Origin of the sequence: Curtobacterium sp. MCJR17_020, assembly GCF_003234365.2 — a bacterium.
GTDB lineage: Bacteria > Actinomycetota > Actinomycetes > Actinomycetales > Microbacteriaceae > Curtobacterium.
On the sequence record NZ_CP126260.1, the window covers coordinates 2,948,568 to 2,969,075 of the forward strand.

Below are 20,508 nucleotides of genomic sequence, written 5' to 3' on the forward strand. Positions count from 1 at the left end.
GGTGGACGTGACCGACGGAGTGCAGCGAGTGCGCGAACTGCTCGACGACGCCGCACGTCGGCTCCGCGCCGCCGGGGTGCCGGACGAAGCGCTCGGCGAGTACGTGCAGCCGAAGGCGGTCCTCGGCATCCGCCGCGAAGCGACCATGCGGCCCCTCGGTCGCGTGTGGCGCGTCGGTGCGCTGCTGATCGGGTCGTCGCTCGAGTCCGGCGGCCGGGTCTGGGCCACCGGGGCGATCACCCGGGTCACCGATCCGGGCCGGGCGCAGTTCCAGTCGGTCTCCGCCGAGGTCCGTCGGGCCTACCGCGCTGCTGCGGCGAAGGGACACTTCGCGGCCGGCGACACCGTCAACCACGGCGCCACGGCGGTCGCGTTGGACGGAACGCTCGTCGGCTCGACCGGGGTGCTCTTCGTCGAGGACGACTTGCCGCTCGTCCGCTGGTCACCGGCCGCGGGCTCCGCCGTCCCGCTCGCCGACTACCTGGCCGATCGCGTCGGGTTGCTCGTCGAACCGCCCCGAGGCGCGACCGACTGACCCGCTATCGTGACGGCATGGACGGACAGCAGCCGCGCGAACGACGCAACCCCTGGTGGGCGGTGCTGCTCGTCTTCATGTTCGGGGGCGTGCTGTCGCTGGTCGCCGGCCGGATGCTCCCCTGGCAGGACCAGGATCGCCAGGACCCCGACTACTGACTGACCCCAGACGGGAGGACGCGCGCCGTGAGTACTGCAGCGTCACCTCGGACGAGATCCACGGCGACACGGTCACGTTCCAGCACGCCTCGCGCGTCGTCACGGCGACGCCGCGCTGCTCGCCGCCCTGCTCGGATTCGCCGTCCGCACGGTGTCCGCCGGAGCCGCCAGCGGTCCTGACACGACCACACGACGGACTGGAGGCCGTGCTCACGTGGTGAGCACGGCCTCCAGTCCGTCGTCAGGTGCGCTTCCCCCGTCAACGGGCGGCGCACGGCGGGTCGCGTCCGCGACACCACCGGTCTCGTCGCCCGAGAGCCCTGCCGGACGCCGTCGTACGCTGTGCGGGTGGTGAGCATGATCATCCTCGTGATGGCCGAGTACATGGTCGACGATTCCCCGCTGTGGTACCGCGGATCGCGGTCCAGAGAGCACTTCGGGGTTGCCGAGGCCACGGACCTCGGGCTGAGCGCGTCACTCCGGCACGACCTGCAGGCCTGGAACGACGTCTTCGAGCAGGTGAGGCAAGAGGTGTTCGACGATCGTGACGAGTCGAGCTCAGTCCCGTCGACCTTGGCGTCCCCCGAGGTGTTGGAAGCCCACCGAGTCGAGTCCTTCACCCTCGCAAGTCGCGTCCAGCTCGAGCTCGGTGACGACGTCCACGTCTGGTGCGGCGCAGGCAGTGGCATCGACATGGTGACCGAGTCGGGGACGGTCGTCGTGCTGCCGAACGGACGACCGGGCACCGATGTCGAGTTCCTGCGTGACGGAAAGCGCGACGTCAGATCGGCGCGTGCGGCGGGCGCACGTGAGGGAACAGCCAAAGCAGTCGTCCACTGGCGTGCCCTCACCGAACGAGTCGGGACCCCGTTCGGCGACGCCGAGACCCGCGCCCTCGGACTCCGAACAGCCGGGCGCCTGCAGGGCGACGTCGGACCTCGCGCCCAGGTCGTCTTCTACGCTGGCGCGTCCGCGCTGTACCGGGTCGACGAATTCGACTGAGGTGGCCACCGTCCGGTAGCCGATCGCTCGATGGAGCCCGGTGAAGTGCGCATCGGGTTGGCTGTTCGAACGACCCGAGAAGCGTGACTCGGTGCGGGGCCGGAGGATCGCCCCATACCGGATCCGCAAGCGTGGGGTCAGCCCGCTCTTGCCCCAGTGAAGGATGGGCTACCGGTCGATGCGTGCGAGCCAATCGCGGACCAGGGCGGTAGTGACTTCTGGTTGCTCGAGGTGCACGTTGTGTCCAGCACCGTCGAGGACCACGAAGCTCCCTCGCGGGTAGTGGTCCCGGAGTGCGAGCCCGTCCTCGTACCCGACGACGTCGTCCTGCCGACCGAACAGGTGCAGGGCCGGAGCAGTGAACGGATCCGAGTGGCGCTCGTCCGGCACGGCGTCCAGTGCGTAGTCGGCGGCGATGCGGTCCATCACCGCAAGGTCAGCGCCACGGAGACCCGGCAGCACGTATCGCTCGAACGCTGCGAACGCCGCCGCGTCTTGGATGACGCTGACTTCCTCGAACTCCTCTCGCGCGTCACCGGCGGCCTCGAGGACGGACGGGTCGGTCTGCAGCACGATGCGCTCGGGAACGGCACGGTCCGCGTGTACCGGTTGAACGACACTCGCCAGGGTCGCGATGCCGAGCACGCGGTCCCGACGTTCGTGCGCGACATGACGGGCGATCATGCCGCCGAACGAGTTCCCGATGACGGCGAACGGTTCGTCGCGGAGGTGGTCGTCGATCTCAGCGAGTACTTCGTCTGCCACCTCGACCGCGCTCGTTGCAGACGAGGTCCCGGCAGCAGCCTCGGCCCACGGCAGGTCGAGGAACACCATCCGCCAAGGCAGATCCTGCACGGCGTCCACCAGCGGCAGCATGATCCGGTGATCCACACCGAACCCGTGGAGGGCGACAAGCGGACGACCAGAACCGAGAACGCGCGCAATCACCCGGTAAGCCTACGAGTCACCCGTACCGATACAGGATCGGCTCACGAGTCGGCTTGCCAGAATCGGGGAGCCGACGGATCCATCGTTCTTCGTCGAGTCCGGTTCCTGGGTCGAGCTGCCGTCTGCCGATGCGCTCGAATCCGTGCTTCGCGTAGAAGCGCTGGGCGCGCAGATTGAACGAGAACACGAGCAGGTGCGCGTCGTCTCCGCCGATCGCGGCGTGGAGGAGATTCGACGCCAACCCTGTTCCGTGTGAGCCCTGATCGACGTACAGGGTCGACAATTCGAGTGCGGGAAGGCCGTCCCGTGCTTCGGATGTGTGCGTCGTACTGGCGACGCCGAGGAGCCGGCCGCTGGCCGACTCGGCCACGAACACGTGCCGACTTCCGGCACGGATGCGCTCCGCCCAGCGTCCGGTTCCCGGCTGGGCGGCCCTGGCGTCGAGGAACGCGTCCAGGACGACGCCGCGGTAGGTCTGCTCCCATGCACGCATCTGGAACAGTCCGATCGCTTCAGCATCACCGACAGCGGCTCGGCGGATGTTTGCCATTGCAACAGCTTGTCGGATGATCGCGTCTCGGGTACCGACGGGTCACCGGACACGGTCAAAGGCTGGCGAAGCCCGTCCGCCAGGTCGACCACCGCGGTGCGAAGCCCAGTTCGCGGACACGACGGTTCGACACCGGGCGCCCGGGGTCGCCGCTCTGCTCGGCGCCCGGCACCGGCCCGCCGACGGCGGCAGCGAAGATGGGGACCCACGCTGTTCCGGGTGCTGGTTCGTCGTCCACGACGTTCCGGACACCGGCAGGCCAGCCGAGCGCCGCGACGACGGCCGCTGCTGCATCGTCGACGTGCAGGAACGAGGTCACCGTCTCCGTCGCGGGGAGCTGACCTGCACGAGCGGCCACACCGAACCGACCGTCTGACGTGTACCAGGTGCCGGGTCCGTACAGCTGCCCGAACCGCAGCACGACGCCGGCGCCGACTTCCTGCACAGCGGCCTCGAGCTCCCGCACGGCGGTGATCGTCGTCCGTCGGGGCTCCACTGCGTCGAGGTCCAACGGGTCCGCCTCGGTGGCCTGTTCCGTGCCGGACGAGTAGATCCACGAGATGCTCTGGGCGACGATCCGGTCGACGCCGGCGCCTCGTGCCGCGTCGACCAGGTTCCGGGTCCCCGTCAACCGGAGCCGCGCGTTGCTGGCCGAGTTCCCCGTGCCGAGGTCCGTCATGAGGTGCAGGACGGCGTCCGGTTGCGCACGCGCGACCGTGGCGATCGTGCCGTCACGGTCCAGCGCGTCGAGCACCGTGGCGGTCACACCCGGACGTTGGAGCAGCCGCGCCTTCTCAACCGACCGGGACGTCACGGTCACCTCGTGTCCCGCTGCGAGGAGCAGCGGGACGACCGATCGAGCGAGGGCACCGGAACCACCGGCTACGAAGATGCGCACCGCTCCATGGTGGCAGGGTTGGCGGGACGGGCCGGCCACCGGAAGGGGCGCCCGGATGCGACGTCCGGAACCCGCCAGCCGCCGCGTGCGCGGATCGCGAGATTCAGCGGTGCTCGCGACCGACGCGGGCTTCGACAGAGAGCAGCCCGTGCAGCACACCCGCATCGATCCCGCGATCCTCTACTTCGGCACGCCCGTCGTCCTCCTGAGCGCCATCGCCGCGGACGGCGTGACGAACACCGCCCCGATGTCGTCGGTGTTCTGGCTCGGACACACGGCCGTGCTGGGCATGGGCGGCCGGTCCCAGACCGCGAAGAACCTGTTGTCCACCGGCGAGTGCGTCATCAACCTGCCCTCGGCCCAGCTCGTTTCCGCGGTGGACGCCCTCGCGCTCACGACCGGACGTGACCCCGTGCCGGACGCCAAGGAGCGGGTCGGTTACCGCCACGTCCCGGACAAGCTCACCGCAGCCGGACTGCACGGACGTCCCGGGGAAACCGTCAGTGCCGAGAGGATCGACGAGTGCCCCGTGAACCTCGAGGCGCGTGTCGTCAACGCGCACACCCTCACGGGCGAGGAGTCGGGCGACGGCGCGACCTTCCTGTTCGAAGCCGCGGTCTCCCGCGTCCACGTGCACGAGGACATCCGCGCAGCGGGGACGACGAACCGCATCGACCCCGACCGGTGGCGGCCGCTCATCATGGCCTTCCAGCGCTTCTACGGCCTGACCGACGAGCTGCGGCCGTCGAAGCTCGCCACGATCGACGAGGAGTGGTATCGATGACCCGGGATACCGCCGTCCTCAGACTCGCGGCTCGATAGCCGATCGGCTACTGAGACGAGAGTGAGGTCCGGTGTTCTGCGTTTTCGAGTTGCCAACGGCCGATAGCTGCGGCAACGCCTGCTGGGACGGAGACGGCCAATGGGTACTGCCACGTGAGGTGGTCGTCCTCGAAAGCAAGCAGAAGCCCCTGCATTCCGATCGCTGCGAGTATCCCGCCGAGCACGGCATGTGCGGCCACGTGAGCGGAGCGGCTCCGAGTGCGCTGGAGAGCGCGACCGAGGAGTTGGGTGAACGGGAGTGCCACCACAGCGCTGACGGCAGCGATCAAGGCAAAGACAACGATGAAGATGATGACGACCAGGAGGGCATTGAGAAGGCCGTCGAGCGAAGAGCCATCCCGGCTGGCGATGACGAGCCAGACGATGACTGCACCGGCCGGCGCGACAGCTCCAGCAAGCCAGATGTAGCTCTTCATGACGAGCTTGCGGGTCGTCGCCCATGTCCACTGTTCCACAGCAGCAACTATGCGGCACTCTGCGGTGTTGATGGCCCACGCCAGCTGCTTCGTCACCGAACGGCCAACACGGCTCGGGAGTCCATCGACTCGTTTCACCAACGATGGCTCATGGAGACAGAGACCGCGGCTATTCAGCCGTGGCTTACGAAACGGCGAAGTCGGAGGCCCTAGGTGCGGGTGAGAGTCTTCAAGAGGACGACGGCGGCCGCGGTCAGCAGGAGAGCGCCGCCGAGCCCGGCGAGCGGGTACCAGACGCCACTGGCCCGGTAGTGGCGGCGGATGCCGACCCCACCCCCAGTGATGACTGCAGCCAAGCCGCCGACGAAGGTGAGGCGCATGCTGCTGTACCAGAGCCGGCTTCACCGCAGGTCACGGTGCGGGCGCCGCAGGTGCTGTACGAGGTGAGGCTCTCGTTGAGTATGTACCCGACGCAACCGATCACCGTGAGCAGTCCCGGGAGTGTCACCATGGGGAGTTCCGAGGCTTAACCGATGCCACTCCCGCCCCATCCGGCGCGGTTAAATTCTGCGCCGGACGTCTCGCAGGCTGAGCGGTGCAGCGCAACGACTACGCAGCCCTGACGCCGACGCATCGTGAAGGTCACGGGCGCGTCGCCTCAATCTCGCTGCTCGCGCGATCGATCTTCTGGAAACCGAATGACAGAAGGCGACGCCTTACCAGGTGTGTCGAGATAACAGCGAACTCGGCCACCATCGCGACGACGTTGAACAGCAGACGGCCTACGGGGTCGTTCGGGTCGTGGATGAGGCCAGGGGCGAGCCCGACTTCGCGAATGTCAGTGGTAGAGATGAGAATCGACCCACTTCTGAACTCGACGAGAGGGTGTCCCATGGAAGCCACCGGTTTGTCGCAACTCCTGAATGAGATACAGAGTGACATCGCAGCAGAATTGGCCACGACGCCCGACGTTGTCAAGAAGGACCCTGCCTCCTTTGATGTGAAAAAGCTGGCGATTGAGAAGCGCGAGTGGCACCAGCTCGATGACGTGGTTGCTGTTGTGGTCGATCTGAAGGGCTCTTCCCGCTTGGGGACGGGCAAGCATGCGTCTTCGACTGCAAGCATCTACGAGGCATCTACCGACAACGCTGTGGGGGTGCTCAAGCACTTCGGCGCTGACTTCATTCAGATTCAAGGCGACGGAGCGTTCGGGCTCTTCTGGGGAGACAACCGCTACGAGAAGGCACTTTGCGCCGGGATCACAGTCAAGACCTTCAGTGTCGGCCTGTCCGAGAAGATTCGCAAGAGGTGGCCTGACGCACCAGAAACCGGTTACAAAGTTGGCATCGCAAGTGGGCGGGTGCTGGCTAAGAGGATCGGCACCCCTCGGAACCCAAACGAGCAAGAGCCCATCTGGTCGGGGAAGCCGGTGAACTACGCGGCGAAGGCAGCTCAGACTGCTGGCCTTGGGGAACTGATTGTGTCGGCCGACGTCTGGGCGAGTATCGAAGACAACGACTACCTGACTACGACTTGTGCCCATGAACCCGGGACGAAGCCCGTCGCTTTGTGGCGAAACAAGACCATCGACAACGTTCCGGAGAATGACGACAGCCGCTATGGCCGGGTGCTGACCTCAACGTGGTGCACGAGCTGTGGCGAGACATTCTGCGACGCAATCCTTCAGGGCGAGACGACAAGGACGGAGTCTGAGGAGGCGCGCGACGAGTCGATGCGATCGGCACGCGCTGGCAATCTCGAGAAGGTGATGGCCGACAAGAAGGCCGCAGCGCGGAACCGTCGCACCGGGTTGTCCAACCGATGAGCAAGAAGAAGTCAGAACGGCTCGAAGGCGCCGCCTGGCAGCAGCTCGAGCTGGTGAATGGATGGATTCGACACAGCGATGCGAAGCTCACTGCGTTGCTCGCACTGGTAGGCATCGCTGGCGGCGGGGTGTACGCGGTGGCGCAGAACGCATGTGGGCAACCTTCCATCCTCGCCACGGCCGCAGTTGCCGGAGCACTGCTTGCCAGTGCGGCCCTATGCGTGGTTCTCGGGTTGATACCGAGACGTCGCTTCCTCGCGTCGGACCCGGACGAGGTGGTGTTCTATCGGGCAGTCGCCTCGCTCTACCCAGCGCCCACCGACTACGCCGCAGCATTCGCAGCTGCCCAAGCTCGCGGCAAGTTGAGCGCAAACCTTCTCCGCCAGGTCGCCATCAACGCAGCTATCGCTGACAGGAAGTTCGCTTTGACGATCTGGTCGACAGTCCTGCTCGCCCTTGCCTTAGCCGCACTTGTCACCGGTGCGACAATGAGCGTTCTCGCGTAACCGCGCGAAACCGTCCCGAAGTGAGCGTGTGGGGCCTGGGCACCGATGAGTTAGGTCTGACGCGGTGAAGCAACCGTCCCCGATAGCCGGTCGCTCACCGCTCCAGCCTGACCATCGCAACGCGACCGATGGGCTGCCATGTCCGCGCTGCTCGGCGGATCCCCGTACGCCTGTCCCGCAAGAATGCCCGATGAAGGTGCCTCAATCGCTTCAGAACAAGCCGCTTGTCGAACGGGTCGCATTCGCCCGCCATCTGGCCACCGCCGCATCAGCGCATCGCACCGGCCTGTGCCCCGCGTCGTTCTGCAGGAGGCCGACCGCGGCCCACTCGGGATGAGCCGCGACGGTCGGGCTGCGATGCCGACCAGACCCACCTGACCTGGTTGGAGTTCGGAAGGACGCGACGGCCACACCCTGCATCACGATCCGGTGTCGAGCCCAGTGCTCTCCCCCGCGCTCTGTCAGGATGCCGCTCATGGGGGACCACAGAACGACCGCATCGGTGACCGGGGCGCTGCTCGCGCTGATCGTGCTGACGGGCTGCGCGGTCGAGAGCGACCCGGCCTCCAGTGGCCCGTCGACGAGCAGCGCGCACGCCGGCACCACGGCCGGAGAGCCGACGGGTGCCGCGGGCACCTACGCCGCATCCGGGGACGGCGCCGGCCCAGGCGCAGACAGCCCATCGCAGTACGGGCTCAACAAACGGCACCACGACCGCACCGAGCTGACCGCGGAGTCGGCGGCAGCGCTCGACGTCGCACGTGCTCAGGTGGAGCGGGAGCTCGCTGCGCAGTCGACCCCGGTCCTGCAGCCGGCGGTCGAGCAGATCCTCGACGGCGTCGGGGCGCCGGACCGCTGGATCGTGACGACGCAGAGCGGTGAGAAGGTGCTGTTCGAGGCGCAGGTCGAGATGTCCGGTTGCCTGATCGGAGAGGTCCAGCGGGACGGCACGGCCGAGGTCACGACCGCAGGGTGGGTCCTCGACGGCGGATGCCACGCCCTCGACGGGCACTGAGCAATCCAACGGGCGCTGCGAGGTCCGACGGGCGCTGAGCGATCCGACGGGCGCTGCGCCCCGACAGAACCTAATCTGGTCGGATGCTCTCCCGACGCGACGCTGCCGTTCGACTCGACATCACCCTCGAGATGGCGACCCACCACGGAATCCCCGCGCGTCTCAGCGAAGCCGAACTCGAGGCGATCGAACAGGATCCGCCGGCGTGGCTCGTGCAGTCCCGGGCCAACCGCACGGGTGCCAAGAAGGTCTGGGTCCGCCTCGAGTGCGTCGTCTGCGCGTTCGCCGAAGAAGCGCGGCCGAAGAAGTGGTGGCCCGAGTGGGACTACCTGATGTGCGACTACCACGAGCCGTACCAGGCGCCGGAACCGACCGCGGGGCTCACCCGACGAGAGGTCGAGGGCATCGGTAGCCGGTTCATCGCCCTCGTCGACGAGCGTCCCTGACTGACAAGCCCACCCCGCCCCTTGGGTACGGTCCACCCATGCCCACCGAACGTCGTCGCCTGGTCCTGCCCGGCCAGTACGGTCCTGTGTTCGACGACGGCGGCCCGGCCCTGGTCGTCGAGGCACGCGAGTTCTTCACCGCCCGCCCCGTCCACCGGGCGAAGGCCCACCTCTGGCTGAGCGCCCTGCGCCACCGCGTCCACGAACTCGGTGACCGTGCCGAGCACGTCCAGGTCGACACCCTCCGCGACGCGCTGACGGGCCGCGACGACCTCGAGGCGATCGATCCGCCGTCCCGTACCCTCCGCGCGCAGGTCCGGCACTGGGGCCGGGGCACCGTGATCCTGCCGAGCCGCGGGTTCGTGACCGACGAGGACGAGTTCGCGGAGTGGGCGGCGCAGGGCACTGGCCGGTTCCGCATGGAGGACCACTACGAGCGTGTCCGGCGCCGCGAGGGCTGGTTGCTGCGCCATGGCAAGCCGATCGGCGGGAAGTTCAGCCTCGACGACCAGAACCGCGAGCCGCCACCGAAGGGTGCGACGACCCTCGGGCTGCCCGAGCCGTGGTGGCCCGACGAGGACGACATCGACGAGCAGGTCCGGCACGACCTGGACCGGTGGGAGCGGGACGGCACCGCCCGGTTCGTCGGCCGCGACGACACCCGTCGCTTCGCGGTGACGGCGGACGAGGCCCAGCGTGCGCTCGACGACTTCGTCGCGGTGCGCCTGGGCGACTTCGGGCCGTTCGAGGACGCCACGTTGACGAACGACTGGACGATGGCGCACTCGCTCCTCAGCGTGCCGATGAACCTCGGGGTGCTCGATCCACGTCAGGCGATCGACGCCGCCCTCGAAGCGCACCGCAGCGAGGCCGCACCGCTCGCCAGCGTCGAGGGCTTCGTCCGCCAGGTCGCTGGCTGGCGCGAATACGTCTGGCACCTCTACTGGTGGTTCGGCGACGACTACGGCGCATCGGAGAACGCCCTCGGCGCGCACGGACGGCTGCCCGGCTGGTGGCAGGACCTCGACGCGTCCGAGGTCGAGGCCGTCTGCGTGCGGACCGCGATCGAGGGCCTGCACGACCACGGCTGGCTGCACCACATCCAGCGCCTCATGGTGCTCGGCAACTGGGCACTGCAGCGGGGTTACGACCCGGTGCTCCTGACCGAGTGGTTCACCGACGTGTTCGTCGACGGCACCGACTGGGTGATGCCCGCGAACATCATCGGCATGTCCCAGCACGCCGACGGCGGGATGGTCGCCACCAAGCCGTACACGTCGGGCGGTCGCTACATCGACCGGATGTCGGACCACTGCGGGGGCTGCCGGTTCGACCCGACGAAGCGGGTCGGCGACGACGCGTGCCCGTTCACCGCCGGGTACTGGGCGTTCCTGTCGCGCGTCGAACCGGCACTCCGCGACAACCACCGGATGGCCCGTCCGTTGCAGCAGATGCGGTCGCTGACGGACCTCGACGAGATCGTCGCGCAGGAGGCCCGTCGCACCACGCCGTGACGTCACCCGGTCCCGATAGGGTCGTGAGCGTGAGCAACGAGGCATTCGACGACCGCTACGAGCTGCGCGAGTTCGCGCCCGGGACGGATGACGAGGGGGCACCGAACGCCGAGACGGCTGCGTGGATGCAGGCCGTCGGCCTCGGCTTCCACGAAGCCGATCCGGACGCCGAGGGTGCAGCGCGCATGGCGTCCCACTTCATCGCCGACGAGGAGACCTTCCTGGGCGTCTACGTCCAGAAGCCCTTCCCCGGCTCCGTCGACGAGACCTGGCCCGCCGGGACCTTCACGTGGTTCCGCAAGGCGCTGAGCTGGGGCGACGGGTCGTCCGTCGACACGCAGGCCATCTCCGCGGTCACGGTCCGGCCCACCGAGCGTCGCCGCGGCATCCTGCGCCGCATGATGACGCACGCGCTCGAGCGCGGTGTCGCCGAGGGCTACGCCGTGGCGTCCCTGACAGCGTCCGAGGGCACGATCTACCGCCGCTTCGGCTTCGGCAGCGCGATCCGCGAGCGCGCGGTGCGCGTGCGTCGCGAACGCGCACTCCCCCTCCTCGCCCCGACGTCGGGCTCGGTGTCCGTCGTCACGCCGCAGTGGCTCGCCGACGGTCCCGGCAAGGCGGTCTTCGAGCGCTTCCACACCCGCACGCCCGGCTCGATGGTCCGCAACGCCGGCACCTGGCCGATCGTCTTCGGGCTGCTCGGCAACGACGGCCAGAAGGCGAAGGACGTCCGTGCGGCGGTGCACCGTGCCGACGGCTCCGACGAGGTCGACGGCTACGTCACCTGGCGTGTCAAGGAGGACCGGGGTTCCGACACCGCACTCGAGATCGTCGACCTGGTCTACGCGAACGACCAGGCGTACACGGCGCTGTGGGAGTTCCTGCTGTCGATCGACCTGAACGACGTCGTGAAGTACAACCGCTCGCGGCTCGACGACCCGATCGTCGCGGCCCTCGGCGACAACCGTGCCTACGACGTCGACCACGAAGAGGACCACGTCTGGCTGCGCGTCCTCGACGTGGCCGCGGTGCTCGAGTCGCGGCCGTTCGCCGTCGACGGCTCGCTGACGATCGCGGTCACCGATGCGCTCGGCCACACGACCGGCACGTACCGGCTGGACGTCCAGGAGGCCCGTGGCAGCGTCACGCGCATCGCCGACGACGCCGACGTGGCCGGTTCCGACATCCAGCTCGACGTGGCAGAGCTCGGTGCGCTGCTCATCGGGTCGGTCTCGCCCGTCACCCTGGCGGCCGCCGGCCTGGTCCGCGCTGCGGACCCCGCGTCGGTCGAGCTGCTGCGCGCGATGCTCCTGCCCCCGCGGACCCCGCACGGCATCACCTACTTCTGATGGACGTCGCCCGCGTGGTGGGGCGCGCACGTCAGGTCGTCTCCGTCCTGGCGTCCCCCACCCTGCGAGCGGCGGTGTTCGGCGGAGCCCCGGCCGACGACCGCACCCGGGCGGCGGTCGGCTCGTTCGACTGGGTCACCGACGACGGCCCCGACGCATCAGTGCTCGGCCGGACGGCACGCGAGCTCCAGCGACTGCAGTCGCCAGCCGCGGTGCTCGAGTTCGACCGGATCGAGCGGATGCCGGTGAAGGACGTCGAACGACATGCGCTGTCCGTCCGGATCGTGGAGCTCGTGTTCGAGCGACTCGGACCGGACCGAGCCGTGCCGGAGGCCGTCCTGAACGCGGCCGTCGGCATGTTCGCGGCCGATGTCTCCGTCGTGCGCCGGGATGCCGTGGACCTCGGCGTCCTGACGCGCACCGACGACGGCTCGGCCTACCGGATGGCGTCCGCCCGCCCGGCCTGAAGCTGCTGGGTCGTTCCGCGCGGGGTGCACAACGTCGCACCGTGCGAGGGGCGAGCGCTCTGGTGCGAGGTTCTGCACTCCGTGGGATGCGTGCAGGCTCGCACCGAGCACGGAACCTCGCACCACACGAGCGGAGCGCGCCGCGGCCCTACGCGCGGCGCCGCACCCGCGGGTCGACGAACGCGTAGACCACGTCGACGATCACGTTCGCGGTGACGATCAACAGCGCCGAGAACAGCGTGAAGCCGACGACGACCTGCAGGTCGAGCGTGTGCACGGCATCGATGAGCAGCGCGCCGAGGCCCTGCATCGAGAACACCTTCTCGGTGATGACCGCACCGCCGAGCAGCGACCCGAGGTCGAGCCCGAACAGCGTCACCACCGGCAGGATCGCGGTGCGCAGTCCGTGCCGCACGACGACCTGTCGCTCGCGCAGGCCCTTGGCCCGAGCGGTCCGCACGAAGTCCTGCGACATCGACTCGAGCATCTCGCCACGGGTGAGGCGGGCGTAGATCGCGGCGCTGATGAACGCGAGCACGCACCACGGCAGGATCAGGTGGGTGAACCAGCCGACCGGGTCGTCGGTGAACGCGACGTACCCGCTCGTCGGCAGGATGCCGAGCACGAACCCGAACAGCAGGATGCCGAGCAGCCCGATCAGGTACGCCGGCGACGAGACCCCGGCGACCGCGACGGTCATCACGGCCCGGTCGACGAACGTGCCGCGACGGAGCGCCGAGACCGCTCCGCCGAACACCCCGGCGACGAGCCAGAGCACGGCGGCACCGACGGCGATCGACGCGGTGACGGGCAGGCGGGACAGGATCAGGTCGGTGACGCTCTCGTGCAGCTGGAACGAGTACCCGAAGCACGGTGCAGCGCAGGTGATCACGGACGCGCCGCTGCCGAACGTGCGGCCGGTGAAGATCCCCGCCAGGTAGGCGCCGAACTGGGCGATCCACGGCTTGTCGGTGCCCAGGAACGCCTGCACCTCGCGCAGCCGGTCCGGCGTGCAGGGCTTGTCGCAGATCGCCCGCGCGGGGTTCGTCGGCAGCAGCATGAACAGTGCGTAGGTGATCGCGGCGACGACGAGCAGCACGACGGCTGCACCGAGGACGCGGATCGCGATGAAGCGGAACGTGCTCATCGGCGTGCTCCTCTCGGGTCGAGGGCGTCACGCAGGGCATCACCGAGCACGTTGAACGCGAGGGTGATGAGGAACAGGGCCGCTCCGGGGAACACGAGGTACATGGGATCGGTCTGCACCCAGCCGACGGCGTCGCCGATGCTGCGGCCCCACGACGGCGTCGGCGGGGTCACGCCGACGGCCAGGAACGACAGCGCGGCTTCGGCGCCGATCATCGACGGGATCGAGATCGTCGCGTAGACGGTGATCGTCGCCGCCAGGTTCGGCAGCAGCTGGGTGCGGATGACGTGCCACCGGCCGGCGCCCATCGCGGTGGAGGCGACGACGTAGTTCCGGCTGACGAGTGACAGTGTCTGGCCGCGGACCACGCGGGCGACGGACGGCCAGCCGAAGAAGCCGATGACGAGCACGACCAGGACGGGCTTCGGGAACGACGTCGGCACGATCGCGGTCAGGGCGATCATGAAGACCAGCGACGGGAAGCCGAAGATCACGTCGACCACGCGGGAGAGCACGCGGTCGTACCAGCCGCCGAAGAAGCCGGTGGTGACGCCGACGAGCACCCCGATGACGATCGACAGGAAGGTCGCCGCGAGCCCGATGCCGAGCGACGTCCGGGCACCGTAGGTCACGATCGCGAACAGGTCGCGACCCGTCAGCGGCTCGACGCCGAACCAGTGCTCGGCGCTGATCCCCCCGCCGAAGCCCTTCGGCGCCCCGAACGAGTTGAGCGCGTCGATGTCGTACCCGTAGGGGTCCTGCCCGGTGACGGCGGCGATGAGCGGCGCCGCGACGGCGACCACGAGGAACACGACGATGACGACGGCCGAGGTCACGGCCCAGCGGTCCTGCCGGATGCGGCGCACCACGGCGCGGAAGCCGGTGGTGCGACCGGACGAGGCCACGGGGCGCTCGACGACGTTGGCGGTCACGAGGCCACTCCTTCCCAGGCGCGCCAGGCTGCACGGCGGGCCGCCTGTCGCACGGGATCGGCGACTGGCGCCGCTGCGAGCAGCATGCGTGTGTAGTCCTGCTGCGGGTCGTCGAGCACGGCGTCTGTGGTGCCCCGCTCGACCACGCGACCGTCGTGCAGGACGACGACCTCGTCGGCGAGCTGCCGGACGACGGCGAGGTCGTGGCTGATGAGGAGCATGCCGAACCCGAACTCGTCCTGCAGCTGTGCGAGCAGGTCGAGCACGGCCGCCTGCACGGTCACGTCGAGTGCCGAGGTGGGCTCGTCGGCGATGACGAGCGCCGGACGGAGCGCCAACGCCCGCGCGACGGCGACCCGCTGGCGCTGCCCGCCGGAGAGCTGGTGCGGGAACCGCTCGGCCCACGAGGGGTCGAGCTGCACGGCGGTCAGCAGTTCACGGACCCGTTCCGCACGGTCGGCAGCCGAGGCCGTCCCGTGCACGAGCAGCGGCTCGGCGATGCTCCAGCCGATGGTCTGCCGCGGGTTGAGCGACGATGCGGGGTCCTGGAAGACGATGCCGACGCGGCTGCGGAGCTCGCGGAGCCGTCGGCCCCTGGCGGTCCGCAGGTCGCTGCCGTCGACCTCGACCGAGCCGGCGACGACGGGCACCAGTCCCGCCAGGGCGCGTCCGATGGTCGACTTGCCCGACCCGGACTCCCCGACCAGGCCGACGGTCTCGCCGGCGCGCAGGTCCAGTTCGATGCCCGAGACGGTCGGTCCGCCGCGGCGCGAGTACCGCACGGCGACGTCGCGCAGGCGCGCGACGAGCGGACGGGAGGCGCGACTCGCCTCCCCGAGACTCGCTTCCACCGGTCCGAGACTCGCGTCTGACGACACGGTTCGGGTCCCGGGGGCCGCGTCCTGTCGTCCGGGCCGAGTCTCGGGGTCCGCAGCCGGCGTGGCGGACGCGGGTGGGCCCAGGCTGGGGACGGCGGCGAGGAGCTCGCGCGTGTAGTCGGCGGACGGGTGCGCGAAGACCTCGGCGACCGTCCCGTGCTCGACCGGGTCGCCGCGGCGCATCACCAGGAGCTCGTCCGCGACGTCCGCCACCACACCCATGTCGTGCGTGATGAGCAGGACGGCCAAGGAGCGCTCGCGGCCGAGTCGGCGGAGCAGGTCGAGGATCCCGGCCTGCACCGTGACGTCCAGCGCGGTCGTCGGCTCGTCGGCGATCAGCGCGACCGGGTCCCCGGCCAGGGCCATCGCGATCATCGCGCGCTGCAGCTGTCCGCCGGACAGTTCGTGCGGGTAGGCCTTGCGGATCCGCTCGGGGTCGGTGAGGCCGGCGGCACGCAGCAGCTCGTCGATGCGCGCGGACACTGCCGCACGGTCGAGGTCCGTCGGGTGCGCCCGGATCGCCTCGGCGACCTGCGTGCCGATGGACAGCACCGGCGTGAACGAGTTCATCGGTTCCTGGAAGACGACGCCGATGCCGGCGCCGCGGACGGCACGGAGCGTGTCGTCGGAGGCGCCGACGAGCTCCTCGCCGCGGAACCGGACACTGCCGGAGACCCGCGCCTCGGGCGGGAGCAGGCCGAGCACGCTCATGGCGCTGACGGACTTGCCGGAGCCGGACTCCCCCACGAGGGCGAGCACACGACCGGGGGTCAGGGTGAAGGAGACGTCACGGACGACGGGCTCCGCGTCGCCGAACGCGACGCGGAGCCCCTCGACCTCGAGCAGCGGCGAACTCACTTCGCGAGCGAGACCTTGAGGTAGTTCGGGTACGCCGGGAAGTCCGCGATCTGGAAGTTCTGCACGTTCGAGCCGGCGAGGAACGACTGCTTCGCGTAGATCAGCGGCACCGACGGGGAGTCGGCCATGATCTTCTGGTCGGCCTCGGCCCAGAGCTCCTGAGCGTCCTGCTGGTCAACCGTCGCGCTGGCCTTCTTGATCAGCGCGTCGACCTCGGGGTTGCTGTACTTCGACACGTTGTAGCCGCCGCCACCGATCTGCGACGAGTCGTACAGCGGCTGCAGGTTGGCGTTCGCGCTCGGGAAGTCCGGCTGCCAGCTCGAGAGCGACAGGTCGAAGTCCGTCCCGTTCGTGGTGGCCTGGGTGAAGGAGTCGTAGTCGAGCGGCTTCAGCGTCACCGTGATGCCGGCACGCTTCAGGCCGGACTGCAGCGCCTGCGCCTGTGCGAGGTAGGTCGGGTCGTTCTGCGTCACCAGGGTGAGCTTGAGGTTGCTGACACCGGCGTCCTTCAGCAGCGACTTCGCCTTGTCGACGTCGCCCGTGGCGCCCGTCTTGTACAGGTCGTAGTCTTCGCGCCCGGCGATGCCCGGGGTGATCAGCGTCGACGCGTACGACCCGGCGATCGCGCCACCGGCCGCGATCCGGAACGACTTCTTGTCGACGGCGTACTGGAGCGCCTGGCGGACCTTGAGGTCCTTCAGCGCGCCCTTCTGGGTGTTGATCGCCATGTACGAGATCGGACCGGCCTTGGACGTGGCGAGGCGGTCCTGCGCTGCGGGGTTGCTGCGCACCTGGTTCAGCTCGGCCGCGCCGAGGTAGATGGCGCCGAAGGAGTCCTTCGCGTCGCCGTTGTCGGCGATGAGCGTCTGCGTGATCGTGGAGGCGTCCTGGCTCTCCTTGAACACGATCTTCGAGGGACCGGCGGTGCGGACCTCGTCGGTCTTGGCGCTCCAGGCCTTGTTGCGCACGAGGGTGACCTGCGTGCCCTGCGTGTTCGACTGCACCTGGTAGGGGCCGGACGCGACCGGCTTCAGGTCGTAGGCGCCGGTGTCCTTGCCGTCGCCCTCGGGGACCGGCGTGAACGCGGGCATCGAGGCGAGCCACGGCCAGTCGCCGTAGGCGTCGTTCAACTTGAAGACGATGGTCTTGTCGTCCGGGGTCTCGATGCTGTCGAGGGACTTGCCGTCGAACGGGCCCTTGTAGCTGTCACCGCCGACCAGGAGCGACTTGTGGTAGCTCAGGCCGCCGGAGAGCGTGGGGGCGAACGAGCGCTCGATCCCCCACTTGATGTCCTTCGTGGTGATGGGCGTTCCGTCCTGGAACTCGAGCCCGTCCTTGAGCGTGTAGGTCCACGTCTTGCCGCCGTCGCTGGACTTCCCGGTGTCCGTCGCCAGGTCCGGGACGACCTTCGCGGTCTTGCCCGGCTCGACGTCCCACGTGGTCAGACGCCGTGCGACGAGACCGAGGGACGTGATGCCCAGGCTCTGGCTCGTCGCCGGGTCGAGGTGGAACGAGGTCTGCGGCGTCAGGATGTTGAGCGTGCCGCCCTTGGCCGTGCCGCTCGTCGCGTCGTCCGAGGAACTGCCACCCGAGCAGCCGGTCAGGACCAGGGCTGCTGCTGCGGCGACGGCCGCGGTGATCGTCAGGCGGTTCGGGCGTCTCATGACGGTGGTGCTCCTCGTGGCAAGGGTGGTGGCGACCGTGCTGCAGCCGCTGTGGTTGCACGGACCGGGTCGCCGGGCGGCGTCCATCCTGACACCGCGGCGGTCGCCCGTCCGAATCCCGCGTGCGACCGACGTCGCACGACGAAACAATCCAAGTGCCGTGCGACGTCCGTCTATTCCCGATGGATCTGCACCGAGTCCACCCGAGGGGCGTGGGTCAGCGGTCGAACAGGCCCCCGAGGAAGTCGTTGCCCAGGTTCGATGCCTGCTCGCCGAGGCCCGACGCCTGCTCGCCGAGGCCGCCGAGGAGCTGCTCGCCCTCGCCCGCGATCCCCTCGAAGCCACCGCCCAGATCCGCGCCGAGGTCGGCAAGTCCGAGGTCGCCGATGCCCGAGGCGATGCCCTCGAAGTCGACGCCGAGGTTCGCGGCCTCGGCGAGCACGGGCCCGGCGGCGGCGCTCAGCACCGCTCCCCCGGCGACCGCGACACCGATGCCGCCGAGCGCCATCGCGCCGGCGCCGACCGCAGCACCGCCGGCGAAGGCACCACCACGCCCGCGGCCGTTGCCGTGGCTCGAGCCGCCGAGGACGCGGCGGATCAGACCCGGACGCGACATCTCACCGCGGGTCATCGCGCGGGCCATGCCGCCCGCCGAGTCGTCGCGCAGGTGCTCGTGCGGCGGGAGTTCGGAGTTCAGGCGGTTGCGCACCTGCTGCCGCTGCGCCGGAGTGAGGCGGGCGAAGGCGTCGTGGTGGACCTGCTCGAGCTGGTCCGGCGACGAGGTGCGGAGCAGGTAGTCGTACTTCGCGAGTGCGACCTTGTCGGAGTCGGCCGGGCCGTGCTGCTGCGGCTGGCCGTACTGCGGCTGGGGTGCCTGCCCGTACTGCTGCTGTCCGTACTGCTGCGGCTGTCCGTACTGCTGCTGGGGTGCCTGCCCGTACTGCTGCGGCTGTCCGTACTGCTGCTGCGGCCGCTGCTGCTGCTGGCTCCGGTCGTCGCCCGTCAGCCGGTCCGCTGCACCGCGGACGACGTCACGCCAGTCGGTCCCGCCACCGCGCTGCGCTCCGTTGCCGGGCGCACCGTCCCCCTGCCCACGCTTCTGGAGCTGCTTGTCGATGACCTTCGAGGCCATGCCGAGGATGCGGTTGAAGTTCGCCATCCCCCGACCTTTGTGGATGCACATGTGCGCTCCCAGCGACGAACCGGCGGGTCGCCCGCACATCCGGCGGGAAACCGCTGTGAGCTGCACACGAAGCGAGCGGCACGCCCCGTCAGGACAGGACGCGCGCCAGGTACGCGTTGCGGAATCGGCCCGTGGGGTCGACGTCGCGCGCGACCGCGGCGAAGTCCGACAGCCGCGGGTACGCCTCGTGCAGGCGCTCGACGCTCACGCCGGACACCTTGCCCCAGTGCGGCCGCGGATCGACGGGTGCGAGCGCTTCCTCGATCCGCGACACCGCGGCCGCCACCGCTGCGGCGTCCCGGCGGAACGTGAAGTGGATGCCGACCGACTGCCGACCGGACGACGGCGCGAGCCAGGCGGTGTCGGGCGCGATCGTGCGGACCTCGGCGGCGATGAGGATCGGCGCGAACACCGACTCGAGCGGACGGAGCGCCTCGAGCGCGGACACCGCCGAGGCCGCGGGGATCAGGTACTCGGCCTGGATCTCGGCGCCCGTCGACGGGGTGAACGTGGACCGGAAGTGCGGGAGCCGCTCGGCCCACGGCCCGGGGACGCCGCCCTGCTCGGTGACGCCGGCGGGGTCGTTCTCCCCCGGGTGCACGGGGCCGGTGGCGGGCCGCGCGCCGAGGGCGACGAGGTCGACGGTGGGCGCGGGCTCGTCCACGCGGTGCTTCACCCAGACCTGCCGGGCACCGCGGTCGTCGAACGAGGTGAACATCGACACCGAGTAGGCGTCGGACATGACCTGGTCGAAGTGGGCGGACACCGCGTCCCACGGCAGGTCGAGGTGCACCGTCGTGGCGACCTGGAACGTCGGCTCGATCGCGAGCTCCACCGTGGTGACGACCCCGAGCGCACCGATGGCCACCCGGTGGGCGTCGAGGGCACCGTCCGGCGAGGACGCATCGACGTGTTCGAGTGCCCCGGAAGCGCGCACGATGTCGAGCCCGACCACCGCCTGCGCGAGCGACGGGTTGCGGACGCCGGAGCCGTGCGTGCCCGTGGCGACGGCCCCGGCCGTGGAGATGTGCGGCAGGGACGCGAGGTTCCCGAGTGCCCAGCCACGGGCCTCCAGACCGGCCGCGACCTGACTGTGTGTCATGCCGGCGGCGACGCGGACCACCCGACGCGACGTGTCGATGTCGAGCACCGGCGGCAGGTCCTGCAGCGACACCTGCACGGCGTCGGTGTCGGCGATGGTGTTGAACGAGTGTCGCGAGCCGAGCGCCGTCAGGCGCGGCGTCGACGCGACGAGCCGCTGGAGCTCGTCCGTCGATGTCGGGTGCGCCAGCGCCGAGGCGCGGTAGGTGACGTTGCCCGCCCAGTTCGTCCGGGTGCGCTCGGTCGCGATCACGTCGCTCATCGTGGGGTCCT

Annotated in this window: 23 protein-coding genes; 11 read left to right on the plus strand and 12 right to left on the minus strand. The window is 69.6% G+C overall.

Going from position 1 to position 20,508, the window contains the following annotated elements; all coding sequences use genetic code 11:
- Window positions 1–7 precede the first annotated feature (7 nt).
- The 3 genes from DEJ14_RS13950 (at window position 8) to DEJ14_RS13960 (ending at window position 1,695) form a co-directional block, all read left to right on the plus strand.
- The gene (locus DEJ14_RS13950) at window positions 8–535 is read left to right on the plus strand and encodes a hypothetical protein (RefSeq protein WP_146249693.1); all 528 of its coding nucleotides are present in this window, start codon (window positions 8–10) and stop codon (window positions 533–535) included.
- Between the two features lie 17 nt (window positions 536–552).
- Window positions 553–693: a hypothetical protein gene (locus DEJ14_RS13955; RefSeq protein WP_165901085.1), complete on the plus strand. Its 141-nt coding sequence runs from the start codon at window positions 553–555 to the stop codon at window positions 691–693.
- Between the two features lie 357 nt (window positions 694–1,050).
- Window positions 1,051–1,695: an immunity protein CdiI family protein gene (locus DEJ14_RS13960; protein ID WP_502868833.1), complete on the plus strand. Its 645-nt coding sequence runs from the start codon at window positions 1,051–1,053 to the stop codon at window positions 1,693–1,695.
- A gap of 168 nt (window positions 1,696–1,863) precedes the next feature.
- Here the strand turns inward: DEJ14_RS13960 and DEJ14_RS13965 are convergent, their stop codons facing one another.
- Genes DEJ14_RS13965 through DEJ14_RS13975 form a run of 3 tightly spaced genes read right to left on the minus strand, consistent with a single transcriptional unit; the run spans window position 1,864 to window position 4,091 of the window.
- Window positions 1,864–2,643, minus strand: coding sequence for an alpha/beta fold hydrolase (locus DEJ14_RS13965; RefSeq protein ID WP_111084444.1), 780 nt, complete (start codon window positions 2,641–2,643; stop codon window positions 1,864–1,866).
- Window positions 2,644–2,659: 16 nt separating this feature from the next.
- Window positions 2,660–3,193, minus strand: coding sequence for a GNAT family N-acetyltransferase (locus DEJ14_RS13970; RefSeq protein WP_111084445.1), 534 nt, complete (start codon window positions 3,191–3,193; stop codon window positions 2,660–2,662).
- 55 nt (window positions 3,194–3,248) lie between these two features.
- Entirely contained in the window at window positions 3,249–4,091 is an 843-nt protein-coding gene (locus tag DEJ14_RS13975; protein WP_220036389.1) for an NAD-dependent epimerase/dehydratase family protein, read from the minus strand.
- Between the two features lie 148 nt (window positions 4,092–4,239).
- On the opposite strand from DEJ14_RS13975, the gene DEJ14_RS13980 reads away from it, so the two are divergent.
- Window positions 4,240–4,875, plus strand: coding sequence for a flavin reductase family protein (locus DEJ14_RS13980; protein WP_258373191.1), 636 nt, complete (start codon window positions 4,240–4,242; stop codon window positions 4,873–4,875).
- Window positions 4,876–4,921: 46 nt separating this feature from the next.
- Here the strand turns inward: DEJ14_RS13980 and DEJ14_RS13985 are convergent, their stop codons facing one another.
- From DEJ14_RS13985 to DEJ14_RS19520, 3 genes are all read right to left on the minus strand, one after another.
- Entirely contained in the window at window positions 4,922–5,446 is a 525-nt protein-coding gene (locus tag DEJ14_RS13985; protein ID WP_111084447.1) for a hypothetical protein, read from the minus strand.
- Between the two features lie 113 nt (window positions 5,447–5,559).
- Window positions 5,560–5,706, minus strand: coding sequence for a hypothetical protein (locus DEJ14_RS13990; protein WP_181437435.1), 147 nt, complete (start codon window positions 5,704–5,706; stop codon window positions 5,560–5,562).
- A 286-nt stretch (window positions 5,707–5,992) separates the two neighbouring features.
- A complete protein-coding gene (locus tag DEJ14_RS19520) occupies window positions 5,993–6,244 on the minus strand; it encodes a hypothetical protein (RefSeq protein ID WP_111084448.1) in 252 nt (83 codons plus the stop codon).
- On the opposite strand from DEJ14_RS19520, the gene DEJ14_RS14000 reads away from it, so the two are divergent.
- The 7 genes from DEJ14_RS14000 to DEJ14_RS14030 all read left to right on the plus strand — a co-directional run bounded on the left by DEJ14_RS14000 (window position 6,243) and on the right by DEJ14_RS14030 (window position 12,472).
- Window positions 6,243–7,175 carry a nucleotidyl cyclase domain-containing protein gene (locus tag DEJ14_RS14000; protein WP_111084449.1) on the plus strand — a complete coding sequence of 311 codons (933 nt, stop codon included), beginning with the start codon at window positions 6,243–6,245 and terminating at the stop codon, window positions 7,173–7,175. The two genes, DEJ14_RS19520 and DEJ14_RS14000, sit on opposite strands and share 2 nt — an antisense overlap.
- A complete protein-coding gene (locus DEJ14_RS14005) occupies window positions 7,172–7,681 on the plus strand; it encodes a Pycsar system effector family protein (RefSeq protein ID WP_111084450.1) in 510 nt (169 codons plus the stop codon). The genes DEJ14_RS14000 and DEJ14_RS14005 overlap by 4 nt, the downstream gene beginning before the upstream one ends.
- A gap of 475 nt (window positions 7,682–8,156) precedes the next feature.
- Window positions 8,157–8,696 carry a hypothetical protein gene (locus DEJ14_RS14010; protein WP_146249695.1) on the plus strand — a complete coding sequence of 180 codons (540 nt, stop codon included), beginning with the start codon at window positions 8,157–8,159 and terminating at the stop codon, window positions 8,694–8,696.
- A gap of 83 nt (window positions 8,697–8,779) precedes the next feature.
- On the plus strand, window positions 8,780–9,142 hold the full coding sequence (locus DEJ14_RS14015) for a hypothetical protein (protein ID WP_111084452.1): 363 nt from the start codon (window positions 8,780–8,782) through the stop codon (window positions 9,140–9,142).
- A gap of 38 nt (window positions 9,143–9,180) precedes the next feature.
- The gene (locus tag DEJ14_RS14020; protein WP_111084453.1) at window positions 9,181–10,656 is read left to right on the plus strand and encodes a cryptochrome/photolyase family protein; all 1,476 of its coding nucleotides are present in this window, start codon (window positions 9,181–9,183) and stop codon (window positions 10,654–10,656) included.
- A 29-nt stretch (window positions 10,657–10,685) separates the two neighbouring features.
- Window positions 10,686–12,005 carry a GNAT family N-acetyltransferase gene (locus DEJ14_RS14025; RefSeq protein WP_146249696.1) on the plus strand — a complete coding sequence of 440 codons (1,320 nt, stop codon included), beginning with the start codon at window positions 10,686–10,688 and terminating at the stop codon, window positions 12,003–12,005.
- Window positions 12,005–12,472 (plus strand): DUF2087 domain-containing protein, encoded by a 468-nt coding sequence (locus DEJ14_RS14030; protein WP_111084455.1) that lies wholly within the window; start codon window positions 12,005–12,007, stop codon window positions 12,470–12,472. The genes DEJ14_RS14025 and DEJ14_RS14030 overlap by 1 nt, the downstream gene beginning before the upstream one ends.
- Window positions 12,473–12,620: 148 nt before the next feature.
- Here DEJ14_RS14030 and DEJ14_RS14035 read toward each other — a convergent pair whose 3' ends face one another.
- The 6 genes from DEJ14_RS14035 to DEJ14_RS14060 form a co-directional block, all read right to left on the minus strand.
- Window positions 12,621–13,619, minus strand: a complete 999-nt coding sequence (locus DEJ14_RS14035; protein ID WP_111084456.1) for an ABC transporter permease — start codon at window positions 13,617–13,619, stop codon at window positions 12,621–12,623.
- Window positions 13,616–14,551 (minus strand): ABC transporter permease, encoded by a 936-nt coding sequence (locus DEJ14_RS14040; RefSeq protein ID WP_111084457.1) that lies wholly within the window; start codon window positions 14,549–14,551, stop codon window positions 13,616–13,618. The genes DEJ14_RS14035 and DEJ14_RS14040 overlap by 4 nt, the downstream gene beginning before the upstream one ends.
- Window positions 14,548–16,287, minus strand: coding sequence for a dipeptide ABC transporter ATP-binding protein (locus DEJ14_RS14045; protein WP_111084458.1), 1,740 nt, complete (start codon window positions 16,285–16,287; stop codon window positions 14,548–14,550). Before DEJ14_RS14045 ends, DEJ14_RS14040 begins: the two co-directional genes overlap by 4 nt.
- Window positions 16,284–17,951: an ABC transporter substrate-binding protein gene (locus DEJ14_RS14050; RefSeq protein ID WP_111084459.1), complete on the minus strand. Its 1,668-nt coding sequence runs from the start codon at window positions 17,949–17,951 to the stop codon at window positions 16,284–16,286. Before DEJ14_RS14050 ends, DEJ14_RS14045 begins: the two co-directional genes overlap by 4 nt.
- A gap of 217 nt (window positions 17,952–18,168) precedes the next feature.
- Window positions 18,169–19,110, minus strand: coding sequence for a cation-transporting ATPase (locus DEJ14_RS14055; RefSeq protein ID WP_181437436.1), 942 nt, complete (start codon window positions 19,108–19,110; stop codon window positions 18,169–18,171).
- 112 nt (window positions 19,111–19,222) lie between these two features.
- Window positions 19,223–20,497: a D-arabinono-1,4-lactone oxidase gene (locus DEJ14_RS14060; protein WP_111084460.1), complete on the minus strand. Its 1,275-nt coding sequence runs from the start codon at window positions 20,495–20,497 to the stop codon at window positions 19,223–19,225.
- Window positions 20,498–20,508: the final 11 nt, after the last annotated feature.